This is a genomic window from Streptomyces sp. NPDC027672, assembly GCF_055566335.1.
In genome coordinates, this window is record NZ_JBVHSO010000001.1 from 92,170 (window position 1) to 106,754 (window position 14,585).

General features: G+C 74.4%; 14 protein-coding genes and 1 pseudogene. 7 read left to right on the forward strand and 8 right to left on the reverse strand.

Annotated elements, in window-relative coordinates; all coding sequences use genetic code 11:
• Window positions 1-66 precede the first annotated feature (66 nt).
• Both ACZ4SV_RS00420 and ACZ4SV_RS00425 read left to right on the forward strand, forming a co-directional pair.
• The gene (locus ACZ4SV_RS00420; RefSeq protein ID WP_468000328.1) at window positions 67-1,749 is read left to right on the forward strand and encodes a 2-isopropylmalate synthase; all 1,683 of its coding nucleotides are present in this window, start codon (window positions 67-69) and stop codon (window positions 1,747-1,749) included.
• Entirely contained in the window at window positions 1,746-2,534 is a 789-nt protein-coding gene (locus tag ACZ4SV_RS00425) for an ABC transporter ATP-binding protein (RefSeq protein WP_468000330.1), read from the forward strand. Before ACZ4SV_RS00420 ends, ACZ4SV_RS00425 begins: the two co-directional genes overlap by 4 nt.
• A gap of 62 nt (window positions 2,535-2,596) precedes the next feature.
• Here ACZ4SV_RS00425 and ACZ4SV_RS00430 read toward each other — a convergent pair whose 3' ends face one another.
• Entirely contained in the window at window positions 2,597-2,809 is a 213-nt protein-coding gene (locus tag ACZ4SV_RS00430) for an EF-hand domain-containing protein (RefSeq protein WP_365874833.1), read from the reverse strand.
• Between the two features lie 118 nt (window positions 2,810-2,927).
• Between ACZ4SV_RS00430 and ACZ4SV_RS00435 the strand changes: the two genes are divergently transcribed.
• Complete coding sequence (locus ACZ4SV_RS00435) at window positions 2,928-3,581, forward strand: GNAT family N-acetyltransferase (protein ID WP_468000333.1); 654 nt, start codon at window positions 2,928-2,930, stop codon at window positions 3,579-3,581.
• On the opposite strand, the gene ACZ4SV_RS00440 is transcribed toward ACZ4SV_RS00435, so the two are convergent.
• The 6 genes from ACZ4SV_RS00440 to ACZ4SV_RS00465 form a co-directional block, all read right to left on the reverse strand.
• On the reverse strand, window positions 3,548-4,735 hold the full coding sequence (locus tag ACZ4SV_RS00440; RefSeq protein WP_468000335.1) for a YVTN family beta-propeller repeat protein: 1,188 nt from the start codon (window positions 4,733-4,735) through the stop codon (window positions 3,548-3,550). The genes ACZ4SV_RS00435 and ACZ4SV_RS00440 overlap by 34 nt on opposite strands.
• Window positions 4,735-5,535, reverse strand: a complete 801-nt coding sequence (locus ACZ4SV_RS00445) for a polysaccharide deacetylase family protein (protein ID WP_397942952.1) — start codon at window positions 5,533-5,535, stop codon at window positions 4,735-4,737. The genes ACZ4SV_RS00440 and ACZ4SV_RS00445 overlap by 1 nt, the downstream gene beginning before the upstream one ends.
• 64 nt (window positions 5,536-5,599) lie before the next feature.
• Window positions 5,600-6,208 carry an ATP-binding protein gene (locus ACZ4SV_RS00450; protein WP_468001270.1) on the reverse strand — a complete coding sequence of 203 codons (609 nt, stop codon included), beginning with the start codon at window positions 6,206-6,208 and terminating at the stop codon, window positions 5,600-5,602.
• 196 nt (window positions 6,209-6,404) lie between these two features.
• A complete protein-coding gene (locus ACZ4SV_RS00455; protein ID WP_468000336.1) occupies window positions 6,405-7,172 on the reverse strand; it encodes an enoyl-CoA hydratase/isomerase family protein in 768 nt (255 codons plus the stop codon).
• Between the two features lie 81 nt (window positions 7,173-7,253).
• On the reverse strand, window positions 7,254-8,483 hold the full coding sequence (locus ACZ4SV_RS00460; RefSeq protein WP_468000337.1) for a L,D-transpeptidase: 1,230 nt from the start codon (window positions 8,481-8,483) through the stop codon (window positions 7,254-7,256).
• Window positions 8,484-8,643: 160 nt separating this feature from the next.
• Window positions 8,644-9,867 (reverse strand): L,D-transpeptidase, encoded by a 1,224-nt coding sequence (locus ACZ4SV_RS00465; RefSeq protein ID WP_468000338.1) that lies wholly within the window; start codon window positions 9,865-9,867, stop codon window positions 8,644-8,646.
• A gap of 234 nt (window positions 9,868-10,101) precedes the next feature.
• Here ACZ4SV_RS00465 and glgX point away from each other — a divergent pair, with 234 nt between their 5' ends.
• Both glgX and ACZ4SV_RS00475 read left to right on the forward strand, forming a co-directional pair.
• Window positions 10,102-12,345: a glycogen debranching protein GlgX gene (glgX, locus tag ACZ4SV_RS00470; protein ID WP_468000340.1), complete on the forward strand. Its 2,244-nt coding sequence runs from the start codon at window positions 10,102-10,104 to the stop codon at window positions 12,343-12,345.
• 132 nt (window positions 12,346-12,477) lie between these two features.
• Window positions 12,478-12,984 (forward strand): SigE family RNA polymerase sigma factor, encoded by a 507-nt coding sequence (locus tag ACZ4SV_RS00475; RefSeq protein WP_397943062.1) that lies wholly within the window; start codon window positions 12,478-12,480, stop codon window positions 12,982-12,984.
• On the opposite strand, the gene ACZ4SV_RS00480 is transcribed toward ACZ4SV_RS00475, so the two are convergent.
• On the reverse strand, window positions 12,965-13,093 hold the full coding sequence (locus tag ACZ4SV_RS00480) for a hypothetical protein (protein ID WP_365874655.1): 129 nt from the start codon (window positions 13,091-13,093) through the stop codon (window positions 12,965-12,967). The genes ACZ4SV_RS00475 and ACZ4SV_RS00480 overlap by 20 nt on opposite strands.
• Before the next feature lie 135 nt (window positions 13,094-13,228).
• On the opposite strand from ACZ4SV_RS00480, the gene ACZ4SV_RS00485 reads away from it, so the two are divergent.
• Together ACZ4SV_RS00485 and ACZ4SV_RS00490 are read left to right on the forward strand one after the other, a co-directional pair.
• Window positions 13,229-13,732, forward strand: a complete 504-nt coding sequence (locus ACZ4SV_RS00485) for a hypothetical protein (protein ID WP_468000342.1) — start codon at window positions 13,229-13,231, stop codon at window positions 13,730-13,732.
• Between the two features lie 77 nt (window positions 13,733-13,809).
• Window positions 13,810-14,583 (forward strand): annotated as a pseudogene (locus ACZ4SV_RS00490) (dolichyl-phosphate beta-glucosyltransferase); the annotation flags it as partial.
• Between the last annotated feature and the right edge of the window lie 2 nt (window positions 14,584-14,585).

Sequence of the window (14,585 nt, forward strand, 5' to 3'; positions counted from 1 at the left end):
GGCGCCCCGCCGTGGGGCTCCGTGCCGCCGGTCACCGCCCGACCGAGCCGAAGGCCACAGCCGACGATGACCACGACTCCCGTCTGGAATCCCCAGCGGCCCAGTCCCATGCCCCACCACCGCTACCGCCCCTACCAGGACCGCGTCCACGTCCCCACCGGTGACCGGAGCTGGCCCTCCGCCCGCCTCGAACGCGCCCCCCTGTGGGTCCCCGTGGACCTGCGCGACGGCAACCAGGCGCTCGCCGAGCCGATGGACACGCCCCGCAAGCGCCGCTTCTTCGATCTGCTGGTGGCGACGGGCTTCAAGGAGATCGAGGTGGGCTACCCGTCCGCCAGCCGGACGGACTTCGACTTCGTCCGGCACCTCGCGGTCGGCGGCGCCGTGCCGGACAACGTGACGCCCGTGGTGTTCACGCCCGCCCGGGCCGAGCTGATCGACCGGACCTTCGACGCGATCGCCGGGCTGCCGCGCGCCGTCGTCCACCTGTACATCGCCACCTCGCCGGTGTGGCGGGAGGTGGTGCTCGGGCGGGACCGGGCCGAGGTGCGGCGCACCGTGCGGGCGGCGGCGGAGCTCATGGCCCGGCGGGCCGGGGACGCGCCCGGCGTCCGCTTCCAGTTCTCACCCGAGACCTTCAACCTCACCGAGCCCGACTTCGTCCTCGAACTGTGCGACGGCCTCACCGAGTTCTGGGACGCGAGCCCCGACCGGCCGGTGACCCACAACCTGCCGGCCACGGTGGAGATCGCCACCCCGAACGTCTACGCCGACCAGATCGAGTACGTCCACCGCCATCTGTCCCGGCGCGACAGCGTCATCCTCTCCGTGCACCCGCACAACGACCGCGGCACGGGCGTGGCCTGCGCCGAACTGGCCGTGCTGGCCGGGGCCCAGCGGGTGGAGGGCTGCCTGTTCGGCAACGGCGAGCGCACCGGCAACGTCGACCTGGTGACCCTGGCCCTCAACCTCTACGCCCAGGGCGTCGACCCGATGCTCGACCTCGGCGACATCGACGCCGTACGGGAGACGGTGGAGCACTGCAACCGGCTGCCCGTGCACCCCCGGCACCCGTACGCCGGCGAGCTGGTGCACACCGCCTTCTCCGGCACCCACCAGGACGCGATCAGCAAGGGGCTGGCCCACCACGCCCGCCGGGCCGCCGAGGCGGGGCTGAGCGAGCGGGAGGCGCCGTGGGAGGTGCCGTACCTGCCCGTGGACCCGGCGGACCTCGGGCGGTCGTACGAGGCGGTGATCCGCGTCAACTCCCAGTCGGGCAAGGGCGGGGTGGCGTACCTGCTGAAGAGCGGCTCCGGGATCGACCTGCCGCCGGACCTGCGGCCGGAGTTCGCGCGGATCGTGCAGGAGGCGACGGACGACAGCGGACGCGAGGCCACCCCGAAGGAGCTGTACGAGCTGTTCCGCGCGGCCTATCTGACGGAGGGCGCGCTGCGGCTGCACGCCTGGTCCGCGCACGAGGAGGCACCCGGTGTGCACCGGTTCACCGGCACGCTGGAGGCCGGCGGCCGGACCGGCGACCACGAGGGCACGGGCCCCGGGGTGCCGGCCGCGTTCGCCGCGGCGCTGGCCGGCGCCGGGTTCACGGTGGAGGTCCTGCGCGTCACGCGGGACGCGGCGGCGGCCTTCGCCGAGTGCCGGGTGGACGGCGTCCCGGTCTGGGGCGCCGGCACGGGCCCGTCGGCCGAGGTGCGGGCGGTGCTGTCCGCGGTGAACCGGGCGGCGCGGTGAGCGAGGTGCTGCGCGCCGAGGGCGTGGACGTCGTCCGGGACGGCACGGCCCTGCTGCGGGACGTGTCGCTGACGGTCCGGGCCGGTGAGCACTGGGCGCTGCTCGGCGCCAACGGCGCGGGCAAGTCCACGCTGCTCGGGCTGCTCGGCGCGCTGGTGCATCCGACCCGGGGCAGCGTGGAGGTGCTCGGGCACCGGCTGGGCCGGGTGGACCTGCGCGAGCTGCGGACGCGCGTCGGGCACGTCGACCCGCGCCATCCGCTGGCCTCGCCGCTGCGGGTACGGGACGTGGTGCTCACCGGCGTGACGAACTCCGTCGAGCCGGTGCCGCGGTGGCGGCCCACCCCGGAGCAGGCGGAGCGGGCCGAGGCGCTGCTGGCCACGCTGGGGCTGGGCGCGCTGCGGGACGCCCGGTGGCCGACGCTGTCGCAGGGGCAGCGCGGCCGGACGCTGATCGCGCGGGCGCTGATGCCCGAGCCGCGGCTGCTGCTCCTGGACGAACCGGCGACGGGTCTGGACCTGCCGGGCCGGGAGCGGCTGATCGAGGCGCTGGAGACGCTGCGGGCGGAGCGTCCCGCGCTGGCGACGGTGCTGGTCACCCATCACCTGGAGGAGCTGCCGGCGGGCACCACGCACGCCGTCCTGCTGCGCGCGGGCCGGGTGCTGGCCCGCGGGCCGGTCGAGTCCGTCCTCACCGGCGACCGGGTCGGCGCCTGCTTCGGGCTGCCGCTGACGCTGGAGCGGCACGGGGGCCGCTGGAACGTGCGCGTCCGGCGGTCCGGCTGACGGACGACGGCAGGGAGCCGCCCAACCCGTGCGGGGCGGGCGGCTCCCTGCCGTCCTTCGGGTCACTTGTTCAGGTAGGTCCAGAACTCGTCGAAGGACAGCACCTTGTCGCCGTCCAGGTCGCGGGTCCTGATGATGGCCTCCGCGACGGTCTCGGTGACGTTCCAGTCACCCTGCTGCGCCAGGGCGGACTTGAACTCCGCCGCGGTGATGAACCCGTCACCGTCCGCGTCGATCCGCTGGAACTGCTTGCGTGCTTCCTCGATGTCCGCCACCGATCCGCCCCTTTTGTTCGTGTTTCACATGCCGTGCTGGCGTACTGACGCTGGTCAGATTAACGGCCCGCAGTCGCCCGCCAGTACGGTGACCACCCACGACCCGGGGAGGGGAGCCATGCAGAGCTTGCGGGACCTGCTCGACGCGGCGGCGGCCGGCGTCTTCCCGCCGGCGGACGGCGGTACGACGGTGCTGCCGCAGCCCTCGCCGCGGGACGCGGGCGTGCTGTCCTTCACCGCGCACTCGGTGGTCTTCACCGACGAGGACCCGCAGTGGGTGCGGGCGGCGCTGCGCGGCACGGACTGCGATCCGCTGGCGGCGCCGCTGCACCCGCGCTTCCTGACCGCCCTGCTGGACCGGACCGGGCGCCGGGCCGAGACGGTGGACGCGGTGCTGGTGGCCGGTCCGCTGCCCGGGGAACCGGTGCCGGCGCTGCGCGAGATCGAGGACGCCGGCCATCCGCGCATCCGGTACGCGCGCGAACGCCGGGACGCGGTGCGCGCCTGGACCGCCGACGGCGGGGTGCTGGTGCTCGGACGCGGGGTCGCCGGGCGGCTTGAGGTGTCGGTCGAGGTGGACGCCGACGCCCGGCACCGGGGGCTCGGGCGGCTGCTGGCGGCCGCCGCCCGGCAGCTCGTCAGCGAGCCGCTGTGGGCGCAGGTCGCGCCGGGGAACGCCCGCAGTCTGCGGGCGTTCCAGGCGGCCGGCTACCGGGTGGTGGGCGCGGAGCTGCTGCTTCAGCGGAAGATGCCGGTGTGCCCCAGCGAGTAGCGGCCCGGCTGGGGGTAGACGGCGAGGCCGTGCGGACCGCTGCCGACCTTGATCCGGGCCAACTGGGCGCCGGTGCGGGTGTCGATGGCGTACACCTCGGAGTGGTAGCGGCCCGACAGCCACAGCACCTTGCCGTCCGCGGAGACCCCGCCCATGTCGGGGCTGCCGCCGCCGGGCAGCCGCCACTTCCGGGTGAGCCGGTTCCGGGCGAAGTCGAAGACGGAGACGGTGCCCTCGCCGCGGTTGGAGATGTACATCTCGCGGGAGTCCCGGCTGACGTATAGGCCGTGGGCGCCCTTGCCGGTGGCGAGGAACCGTGGCCGGGTGAAGCGGTCGCCGTCGAGGATCCACACGCCGTCGGCCATCATGTCGGCGATGTAGAACAGCTTGCCGTCCGGGGAGACCTTGACGTCCTGCGGCATCGCGCCGCTCAGCGGGAGTTTCTCCCGCCCCAGCACCTTCATCCGCGCGGTGTCGACCTTCAGGATGTCGCCGCTGAACTCGCAGGAGACGATGAAGTAGCGGCCGTCGCGGGAGAAGTCGGCGTGGTTGACGCCGTGGCAGCCGGCCGGGACGGACTTGACGACCTTCATGGTGTGGGCGTCGCGGAAGACCAGTTGGCGGTCCATGGAGGCCATGACGACGGCGTACTTGCCGTCGGGCGTGAAGTACAGGTTGTACGGGTCGTGCACGTCCACCGGCCGGCCGGCCCGGCCGGTGCGCGGGTCGATCGGGGTGAGGGTGTTGCCCAGGTCGTTGTTGACCCAGAGCGTCTTCAGGTCCCAGGACGGCACGACGTGCTGGGGCTGGCGGCCGACCGGGATGGTCTCCACGACCCGGTAGGTCGCGGGGTCGATGACGGTGACCGTGTCGGAGTTGGTGTTGGGGACGTAGACCCGGGAGGGGAAGCCGCGGACCGCGGGTGACAGCCGGTTCGGCCGGTCGGCCGCGTACAGGTCGGCCGGGTCGTCGACCGGCGGCATCCCGGGCAGCACGTTCACCCGCGGCCGGTCCACCCGCGGCTGGACCGGCGCGGTGCTGCCGGGAGCCTGCCGCGGGCGGTCCCCGGATCCGCCGTCGCACGCGGAGAGCAGCGCCAGGGCGGTGACGGCGGCACCGGCGGCCAGCAGACGGACGGCTTTCGTGGTTCGCATCAGCTCAGCAGCTCCGTGGTGGTGACCGCGCGCAGCCCGCGGCGGCCGAGTTCGGTGAGGACGTCGGGGAGGGCGGCGACGGTGTCCGGATAGCCGAAGTGCAGGCTCACCACCGAGCCGGCGCGCGCGCCGGCCAGGACCGCGCGGGTGACGGCGGCGGCGCCGGGGCGGGTGTAGTCGAGCGAGTCGACGTCGTACGACAGCACGTGCGGGTAGCCGGCGGCGCGGGCCAGCCGGGTGACGAGCGGCGAAGCGGCCGGGGCGCGGGAGGGGCGGAACCAGGTGCCGATGGAGCCGGTGAGCCGCCGGAGCCGCTCGGCGCACTCGGTGATCTCCCGGCGGGCGTCCGCCTCGGCGAGGGTGTTGACGCCGATGTGCCGCTGGGTGTGGTTGCCGAGGTCGTGGCCGCCGTCGAGGATGCGGCGGGCCAGGGCCGGGTGGGCGTCCAGCCAGGTGCCGACGGCGAGCACGGTGAGCCGGGCGCCGTGCCGTTCGGCGGTGGTGAGCAGGGCGCGCGCGAGCGCCGGGTCGCCCTGGCCGTGGAAGGTGAGGGCCACCCGGGGGCGGGTGCGCGGGCCGTGGGAGATCTGGGCGGGCAGGCCGGGGTAGGCACGGGGTCCGGGGGCGGCGGGGAGCGGGGCGGCCGGGGCCGATGCGGAGGAGGCGGCGGCGGGAGAGGCGGGGACCGGTGGGCCGGCGGCCGGGCCGGTGCCGCATCCGGCGGTGAGCGCGCCGCCGGCGACGAGCCCGGCACCGGCCCGCAGCGCACCGCGTCGGTTGGTGGGGGTCACCCGCACCATTTAAGGGTTGTTCGGTAAGAAATCGGGTGATTCACCCGATGACGCACCGGCCCCGGCGGAACGTTCAGCGGTCGGTGACCCGCATCTCGAACCAGGTGGTCTTGCCGCGCGGCAGCAGGTCCACGCCCCAGCGGTCGGAGAGCTTGTCCACCAGGAACAGTCCGCGGCCGCTGATGTCCGTCTCCTGCACCGGCATCAGACAGGGCAGGCCGCGCGAGGGGTCGCGGACCTCGATACGGATCCAGCCGGGCCGGCGCCGCATCCGCAGTCCGAACACGCGGGCGCCGGTGTGGCGCACGGCGTTGCCGACGAGTTCCGACACGAGCAGGACGGCGTCCTCGGCCAGCCGGGGCGTCAGCCGCCAGGTGCGCAGGACGACGACCTGGGTGAGCCGGCGGGCGGTGGCGGCGGACTCCGGACGGGAGGGCAGCGGGACCTCGCCCTGTGCCGGATCGCCGAACAGTTCGAGCGCCTTGAGCGCCTGCTCGTCCTCGACCGCGGGCGACCAGCGTGCCACGGCCGCACGGCTGTCTCCCCGCGGCTGTCCGTTGCCCTCCAGCCCCGCCATGCCCCCATGATGGCCGCCCGGAGCCGCGTTGGGGGCCGTTCCGGAGGAATACGCCCCCCGCACGCCTCCGTCCGGCACCGGTCCGGCGGCATATGCCGCAGTCATGTCGATGGTCCGGGTGTCCCGGCTGACCTGCGGCGACGGTGTACTTCCGGGCAAGCGCCGGGCTCCCTCGACGGCACGGGTCCATGGCCGCTCCAAGGCTGCCACAAACCGCTCCTTCGAGGGACCCCGAACGAGACAACGCGTCAGTACCCGTCCTCCTAACGGGTTGGACGGGTCTGCTCCGCACCCCCCGGGATCACAGGAACCTGGCCTTGCCCGGACCCTCCTCCACGAAGCTGCGCATGCCCCGCTCGCGGTCCTCGGTGGCGAACAGGCCCGCGAACCAGCCGCGTTCGACGGCGAGGCCGGTGTCGATGTCGGTCTCCAGACCGGTGTCGACGGCCTCCTTCGCCGCGCGCAGCGCGATCGCCGGGCCCCGGGCGAGCCGCGCGGCCCAGGCGTGCGCCTGCTCGTACACCTCGGCGGCCGGGACGACCCGGTCCACCAGGCCGATGGCCAGGGCCTCGTCGGCCTTGACCTGACGGCCCGTGAAGATCAGGTCCTTGGCCCTGGAGGGGCCGACCAGCCGGGGCAGCCGCTGGGTGCCGCCGGCGCCCGGGATCAGCCCGAGCAGGATCTCCGGCTGGCCCAGCTTGGCGTTGTCCCCGGCGATGCGGTAGTCCGCGCACAGGGCCAGCTCGCAGCCCCCGCCGAGCGCGTACCCGGTGACGGCGGCGACGACGGGCTTGGGGATGCGGGCCACGGCGGTGAAGGCGTCCTGGAGGCCACGGGCGCGCCGGACCATGGCCGCGTGGTCCATGGTCTGCATCTCCTTGATGTCCGCGCCCGCCGCGAACACCCGCTCGCCGCCGTAGAGGACCACGGCGCGCACGTCCGCACGGTGGGTGGCCTCCTCGGCCAGCTCCTTGAGCCGGTCCTGGGTGGCGATGTCCAGCGCGTTCATCGGCGGCCGGTCCAGACGCAGGGTACCGACGCCGTCGGCGACTTCGAGAGAGACGGTCATGGGGGCCAGGTTAACGGCGACTAACGCGATCGGGCCCGGTGCGGTAGGTCACAGCACCGGGCCCGCCGGGTCAGCGGGGGCTCACTTCTTCCACTGGGCCCACGGCATGTTCCAGCCGTTGAGCCCGTTGTCCGGGTCCACCGTGCGGTCGTGGGAGTTCTTGACGACCACCACGTCGCCGATCATCGAGTGGTCGAAGAACCAGGCCGCCGGGACGGAGCCGTCGTAGCCGCCGCGCACGTCGCGCAGGCCCACGCAGCCGTGGCTGGCGTTGTAGTTGCCGAAGGCGCCGCCGCCCCAGTAGTTGCCGTGGATGAAGGTGCCGGAGGTGGTGAGGCGGATGGCGTGCGGGACGTCCTTGATGTCGTACTCGCCGCCGTAGCCGACGGTCTCGCCGTTCATCCGGGTGACGGCCAGCTTCTCGCTCATGACCATCTGGCCGTTCCAGGTCTCGTAGCCGGGCTTGCCGGTGGTGACCGGGATGGTCTTGACGACCTTGCCCTCCCGGGTGACCTTCATGGTGTGCTTCTCGGCGTCCACGACGGACACCTGGTTGCGGCCGATGGTGAACGTCACGGTCTTGTGCTGCTTGCCGTAGACGCCCTCGCGGCCCTCGACGCCGTCCAGGTCGAGGTCGACGGTGACCTTGGTGCCGGCCTTCCAGTACTTCTCGGGGCGGAAGTCCAGGCGGTCGTTGCCGAACCAGTGGCCCTCGACGTCCACGGCCGGCTCGGTGGTGACGCGGACGGCCTTCTCGACGTCCGCCGGGTGCGTGATGCCCCGGGAGAAGCGCAGCGAGAACGGCATGCCGACGCCGACCGTCGAGCCGTCCTCCGGGGTGAAGGAGCCGACGAAGGTGTTCTTCGGCGTCAGGGTGGTGAAGCGGGAGTCCTCGGCGGCCTTGCGGCCCGCGGAGTCCTCGGCGACCGCGTGCACGGTGTACGCGGTGCCCGCGGCCAGATGGGTCGACGGCGTCCAGGAGGCGCCGCCGCCGGATATGGACCCCTCGACCTTCGCGCCCTTGGCGTCCTTGACGGTCACCTCGGTCAGCCTGCCCCGGGTGACACCGACCTTCAGGGCGCCGCTGGTGTCGACGCCGGTGGCACCGGGGCGGGGCGCGATGCTGACCGCGGCCGCGGACTGCCCGTCGCGCGCGCCGCCCTTGTCCCCGCCCGGCCCGGCGCCGGCCCCGGAGCCCCCGCCCCCGCCGCACGCGGCGAGCGACAGCACCAGGGCCCCGGCTGTCAGGGCCAGTCCCCCGCGGCCTCGTCGCCCCACCGCCGACGCCCCCGCTTCCGGCCGCATGTTCAAGTTGTTCTCCCCTCGCCGGACCAGGTCGGACCCGGCCCGCTCCCCACCACTTCGGTGCGCGCATATTAACTGCCTGGTGGAGGGCGCGGCGCCCCGATCAATGTCACCGTTCCGTCGCAACTCCCGCCCGCCGGCGCGACTCCGGCCCCCCCGCGCCCGGTCACCGCACCGCGCTGCCCGCCGTCCACTGCCGCCAGGCCATGTTCCAGCCGCCGAGCCCGTTGTCCGGCGCCACCGTCTTGTCCTTGCTGTGCACCACCTCGATGACGTCACCGACCAGGCTGCGGTCGAAGAACCAGCCGGCCGGCGTGTCCGACGCGCCGCCCTTGACGTCCCTGAGGCCCACGCAGCCGTGGCTGACGTTGGTCTGCCCGGGCGCGTCCGGGGCCCAGTAGTTGCCGTGCAGGAAGGTGCCGGAGTCGGTGAGCTTCATGGCGTGCGGGACGTCGGGGATGTCGTACTCGCCGCCGAAGCCGACCGTGCGGCTGTTCATGCGGGTGACCTCCAGCATGTCCATCACCACCATCTTGCCGTTGTAGCTGGGGTGTTTGGGCGCGCCCGCGGTGATGGGAACGGTGGCGACGAGCTGTCCGTCGCGCCGGACCTCCATCATGTGCCGGGCCGCGTCGACCAGGGAGACCTGATCGCGGCCGACGGTGAAGGAGAACGTCTTGTCCTGGAGGCCGTAGACACCGCGCGCGCCTTCGACGTCCCGCAGGCCGAGGCCCACGGTGACCTCGGTGCCGGGCTTCCAGTACCGCTCGGGACGGAAGTCCAGGCGGTCCTTGCCGAACCAGTGCGGGCGGATCTCCACGGGCGGCCGGGCCGTGACGCGGACGGCGCGTTCGACGGCGGCGCGGTCGGTGATCTCCCGGCTGAAGGAGAGCGAGACGATCATCCCGGTGCCGACGGTGGCCCGGTTCTCGGGCGTGACGTAGGCGATGAACCGTTCGTCGGGGACGTAGGTGGTGAAGGTGGTGTGCCGGGCCGAGCGGTGGCCCTGGGCGTCCAGTGCGACCGCGTCGACGGTGTACCGGGCGGCGAGCGCCAGCCGGTCCGCGTCGGGCCGCCAGGTCAGCCCGTCGTCGCTGATGCGGCCGGGCACCGGGGACGCCTGCGCGTCCTGTTCCCGGACGACGGTCACCTTCTCCAGGCGCCCCCCGGGCACCCGGATCCGCAGCCGCTCGCCCGGCCGTACGGCCTTGCTCCCGTCGTCGGGATTCACCCGGATGACGTCCTCGGGGACCGCCGGTTTGCCCAGCGTCCCGCCCATGCCCAGGGGTCCCGGGCCGGTCGCGGAGCAGCCCGCGAGCAGCCCCGCCCATGTCAGTACGGCGGCCAGCGCGGCCCCCGCGCGCCGTGCGCGTCCAGTTGCGTGCCTCACACCAGACTCAACGACGGGGCCCGCCGCGGGGAAACGTGAGTGCGAGCCACGCGGTGGGCAGAACATGGGGGAGAACGACACGTCGGGGTGCCGCCGCGGGCAGGGGGCACCCCGGCGTTCGCGTCGGAGCCGTGGGGGGCGCGGCCGTGCCGGGCGGCCGGGGGGCGGGGCGCTCCCCGGGCCGGCCGGCGCGGCCGGGCGCCCCGGGCGAGCCACCGAGAAGAGGGGCCGACAGTGACGAGCGCAGCCGAGCAGCGGGCACCGGCCGGGGAGCCGGCCGCCGTAAGCGGGCAGCCGGCGGTGGTGAACGGCGCCCGGCGGGCCGTACCGCCCTCCCCGGCGGTGTGGCCGGGGACGCCGACCCCGCTGGGTGCCCGGTTCCGGACCGGCCCGGACGGGGTGGCCGGCACCAACTTCGCGCTGTGGGCCGGCGGGGCGGAGGCGGTCCGGCTGTGCCTGTTCGACGAGGGCGGCCGGGAGACCCGCGTGCCGCTGACCGAGCTGACGCACGAGATATGGCACGGTTTCGTGCCCGGCGTGCTGCCCGGGCAGCGCTACGGCTACCGGGTCGACGGCCGCTGGGACCCGTGGACCGGCGCCCGCTGGAACCCGGCCAAGCTGCTGCTCGACCCGTACGCCCGCGCGGTGGACGGCGAGTTCGCGCTGCCGCCGCAGGTGTACGGGCACGTGCGGGACTGGCCGGACCAGCCGGTCGCCGACACCGTGCGCGACGAACGGGACTCGGCGCCGTACGTCCCGAAGGGCGTCGTCGTCCACGACGACGACGACTGGTCCGACGACCGCCGGCCCAAGACGCCCTGGGCGGACTCGGTCATCTACGAGCTGCACGTGCGGGGCTTCACCAAGCTGCACCCGGGCGTCCCCGAGGAGCTGCGCGGCACCTACGCGGGGCTCGCGCACCCGGCCGCGGTCGAGCACCTGACCGCGCTGGGCGTCACGGCCGTCGAGCTGCTGCCCGTGCACCAGTTCGCGCACGAGGACCATCTGCTGCGCCGGGGCCTGCGGAACTACTGGGGCTACAACTCCATCGGCTACTTCGCCCCGCACGCCGCCTACGCCGCCTCCGGCACCGCCGGCCAGCAGGTCGGCGAATTCAAGCGGATGGTCCGCGCGCTGCACGCGGCCGGCATCGAGGTCATCCTCGACGTGGTCTACAACCACACGGCGGAGGCGGGCGAGCTGGGGCCGACGCTGTCGCTGAGGGGCATCGACAACCGGGCCTACTACCGGCTCCAGGACGACGCCCGCCGGTACGCCGACTACACCGGCTGCGGCAACACCCTGCACGTGGTCCGGCCGCAGGTGCTGCGGCTGATCACCGACTCGCTGCGCTACTGGGTGACCGAGATGGGCGTGGACGGCTTCCGCTTCGACCTGGCGGCGGCGCTGGCCCGGTCGATGCACGACGTCGACATGCTCTCGCCGTTCCTCGCGGTCATCGCCCAGGACCCGGTGCTGCGCCGGGTGAAGCTGATAGCCGAGCCGTGGGACATCGGGTCCGGCGGCTATCAGGTGGGCGCCTTCCCGCCGCTGTGGACCGAGTGGAACGACCGCTACCGCGACACCGTCCGGGACTTCTGGCGGGGCGCCCTGCCGGACGTGCGGGAGATGGGCTACCGGCTGTCCGGCTCCAGCGACCTGTACGCCTGGGGCGGCCGGCGGCCCTACGCCTCCGTCAACTTCGTCACCGCGCACGACGGCTTCACCCTGCGCGACCTGGTGTCGTACCAGGCCAAGCACAACGAGGACAACGGCGAGGACAACCGGGACGGCACGGACGACAACCGCTCCTTCAACTGCGGGGCGGAGGGCGAGAGCGACGACGAGCGGGTCCGGGCGCTGCGCCGCCGGCAACTGCGCAACCTGCTGACCACGCTGCTGCTGTCCACCGGGGTGCCGATGCTGGTGGCGGGCGACGAGTTCGGCCGCACCCAGCGCGGCAACAACAACGCCTACTGCCAGGACAACGAGACCGGCTGGGTGGACTGGTCGCTGCTCCGGGAGCCCGGCTGGCGGGCGCTGTCCGAGCTGGCCGCGCGGCTGATCGCGCTGCGCCACCGGCACCCGGTGCTGCGCCGGGGGGCCTTCTTCTCCGGGCGGGCGCAGACCGCGGACGGGCTGCGGGACCTGGCCTGGTTCACCGCGCGGGGCGCGGAGATGACCGAGGGCGACTGGTACGCGCCCGCGGCCACGCTCGGGATGTACCTGTCCGGGCGGGACATCCCGGGCCGGGACGAGCGGGGCGCACCGGTGGTGGACGACAGCTTCCTCGCGGTGCTGCACGCGGGCGAGCGGCCGGCCGCGTTCGTGCTGCCGGGTCCGCCGTGGGCCGAGCGGTACGAGGTCGTCGTGGACACCTCCGCGGAGCGGCAGGACCGGGCGCCGGGCACGGTGCACCGGGCGGGTGCGCGGATCACGGTGCCGGCCCGGGCGGTGCTGCTGCTGCGGGTCCTCTGAACACCCGCACACCCGCGCGGGACCCCGGTGAGCGCCGGGCGTGACGCGGATCACGTCCGCCGGGTGCAGCGCCGACCGGGGTTCAGGGCCTTTCTCCTGGTGTAGACAGCCGGCGAGGACGGGACCGTGAGGATGGAGCAGGCCAGGGCCGGTGAGTACGACGCGTTCGTGGCGGCCCGCTGGTCGGTGTTGTTCCATCTGGCCCGTCTGCTCACCGGGGGCGACCGGCACCGTGCCGAGGACTTGTTGCAGGAGTCCCTGGTCAAGCTGTGGTTCGTCTGGCCGAAGGTCGCCGACGAGGCGCCGGAGGCCTATGTGCGCAAGGTGCTGGCGCGGGCCGCGGCCCGCTCGGCCCGCCGCCGCTGGTGGGGTGAGCGGCCCGTGGAGGAGCTGCCCGAGACGGCGGCGGCCGGGGATCTGTCGGCCGCCGTCGCCGAGCGCTCCCGGCTGGAGGCGGCGCTCGCCCGGCTGACCCCGCGGCAGCGGGCCGCCGTCGTGCTGCGCTACTACCAGGACCTGCCCGACCGGCAGGTCGCCGAGACCCTGGGCTGCCCGGTGGGCACGGCCCGGTCCCATGCCGCGCGCGGGGTGGCCCGGCTGCGCCGGCTGCTGGCCGACGTCACCGAGCCGGTGGGGTGAGGGAGAGCCCGTGGACCGCATGGACCAGACCGATCACGACGATCACATGGATCACACCGATCACCTCGGTCACCCGGGTGATCACCGAGATCACTTCGAGCCCGCGCATCCGTTCGGATCCGCACATTCCTTGGAGCCCGCGGATCACTTCGGGCCCGCAGATCACTTCGGGCCCGCGGACTCCTTCGAACCCGCGGATCACTTCGGGCCCGCGGATCACTTCGAGCGGCGGCTGACGCGGCTCATGCGGCAGGACCGGCAGCCGGCGCCCTTCGAGCCCCGGCACCGGGAGGCGCTGCGGGCCGGGGTGCGGGCCCGGCGCCGGGTGCGCGCGGCGCGCCGGGCCGCCGGTTCCGTGCTGGCGGTGGCCGGGCTCGGCATGGCCCTGCTGCTGTGGCCGCACGGCCCCGCCGGCGACCGGCCCGCCGCGCCCGCGCCGCCCCTGACCAGTCCGGGGCCGACGCCGCCCGCCACCCCGTCCGCCACTCCGTCCGCGCCGCCGTCCCGGACGCCGTCCTCCCCGGAGTCCGTGACACCGACGTACCCGCCCGCGCCGGGCCGCACCCGGGGCACCTCCGAGCCGCCGGACGGCACGGCCACCGCCACGGACCGGCCGCCGTCCGCCACGGCCACCGCCCGCGCCGGCGGCACCACCACGGCGCCGGCCACCCCACCCGCCGGCACGCCCACCGGGCCGTCGGGGGAGCCGCCGGACGGGCCGTCGTCGACGGCTCCCCCGGCCGGCTAGCCCGCGTCCCTCCGCCCGACCCGTGTGCCCGCGGCCCGCCCGGCACACCAGAACCAACGGGGAATCACGTGACCCACATCCGACCCAGCCGGCCGCCGGCGCCCCGGCGCACACCCCGGGCCGCCCCTGTGCGGGCGGCCCACGCGGACCCCGTCCTGGACGTGGCCGTACCGGTGTTCAACGAGGAGAAGGACCTGGAGCCCAACGTCCGCCGGCTGCACACGCACCTGCGGGAGACCTTCCCCTACCCGTTCCGCATCACCATCGCCGACAACGCGAGCACCGACCGCACCCCGGCCATCGCCGCCCGGCTGGCCGGCGAACTCACCGAGGTGACCTCGCTGCGGCTGCCCGAGAAGGGCCGCGGCCGGGCGCTGCGGGCCGCCTGGTCGGCCTCCCGGGCGCCCGTGCTGGCGTATCTGGACGTGGACCTGTCCACCGGGCTCGCCGCGCTGCTGCCGCTGGTCGCCCCGCTGATCTCGGGCCACTCCGACCTGGCCATCGGCACCCGGCTGGCGCCCGGGTCGCGGGTGGTGCGCGGGACCAAGCGCGAGGTGATATCCCGCTGTTACAACGTCCTGCTGCGCTGCACCCTCGCGGTCGGCTTCTCCGACGCGCAGTGCGGTTTCAAGGCGGTACGGCGTGAGACCGCCGAGCGGCTGCTGCCGCTGGTGCGGGACGGGGAGTGGTTCTTCGACACCGAGCTGCTGGTGCTCGCCGAGCGGGCGGGCCTGCGCATCCACGAGGTGCCGGTGGACTGGGTCGACGACCCGGACAGCAGCGTCGACCTGCTGGCCACGGCGCTCGCGGACCTGCGCGGGATCGTCCGGATGCGGCGCACCCTGGCCCGCCG

Coding starts and splice junctions, on each gene's coding strand:
- ACZ4SV_RS00420 (WP_468000328.1), top strand. CDS start 67: ATGACCACGACTCCCGTCTGGAATCCCCAGCGGCCCAGTCCCATGCCC.
- ACZ4SV_RS00435 (WP_468000333.1), top strand. CDS start 2,928: ATGCAGAGCTTGCGGGACCTGCTCGACGCGGCGGCGGCCGGCGTCTTC.
- ACZ4SV_RS00440 (WP_468000335.1), bottom strand. CDS start 4,735: ATGCGAACCACGAAAGCCGTCCGTCTGCTGGCCGCCGGTGCCGCCGTC.
- ACZ4SV_RS00445 (WP_397942952.1), bottom strand. CDS start 5,535: ATGGTGCGGGTGACCCCCACCAACCGACGCGGTGCGCTGCGGGCCGGT.
- ACZ4SV_RS00450 (WP_468001270.1), bottom strand. CDS start 6,208: ATGACTGCGGCATATGCCGCCGGACCGGTGCCGGACGGAGGCGTGCGG.
- ACZ4SV_RS00455 (WP_468000336.1), bottom strand. CDS start 7,172: ATGACCGTCTCTCTCGAAGTCGCCGACGGCGTCGGTACCCTGCGTCTG.
- ACZ4SV_RS00475 (WP_397943062.1), top strand. CDS start 12,478: ATGGAGCAGGCCAGGGCCGGTGAGTACGACGCGTTCGTGGCGGCCCGC.
- ACZ4SV_RS00480 (WP_365874655.1), bottom strand. CDS start 13,093: ATGCGCGGGCTCGAAGTGATCTCGGTGATCACCCGGGTGACCGAGGTG.
- ACZ4SV_RS00485 (WP_468000342.1), top strand. CDS start 13,229: ATGCGGCAGGACCGGCAGCCGGCGCCCTTCGAGCCCCGGCACCGGGAG.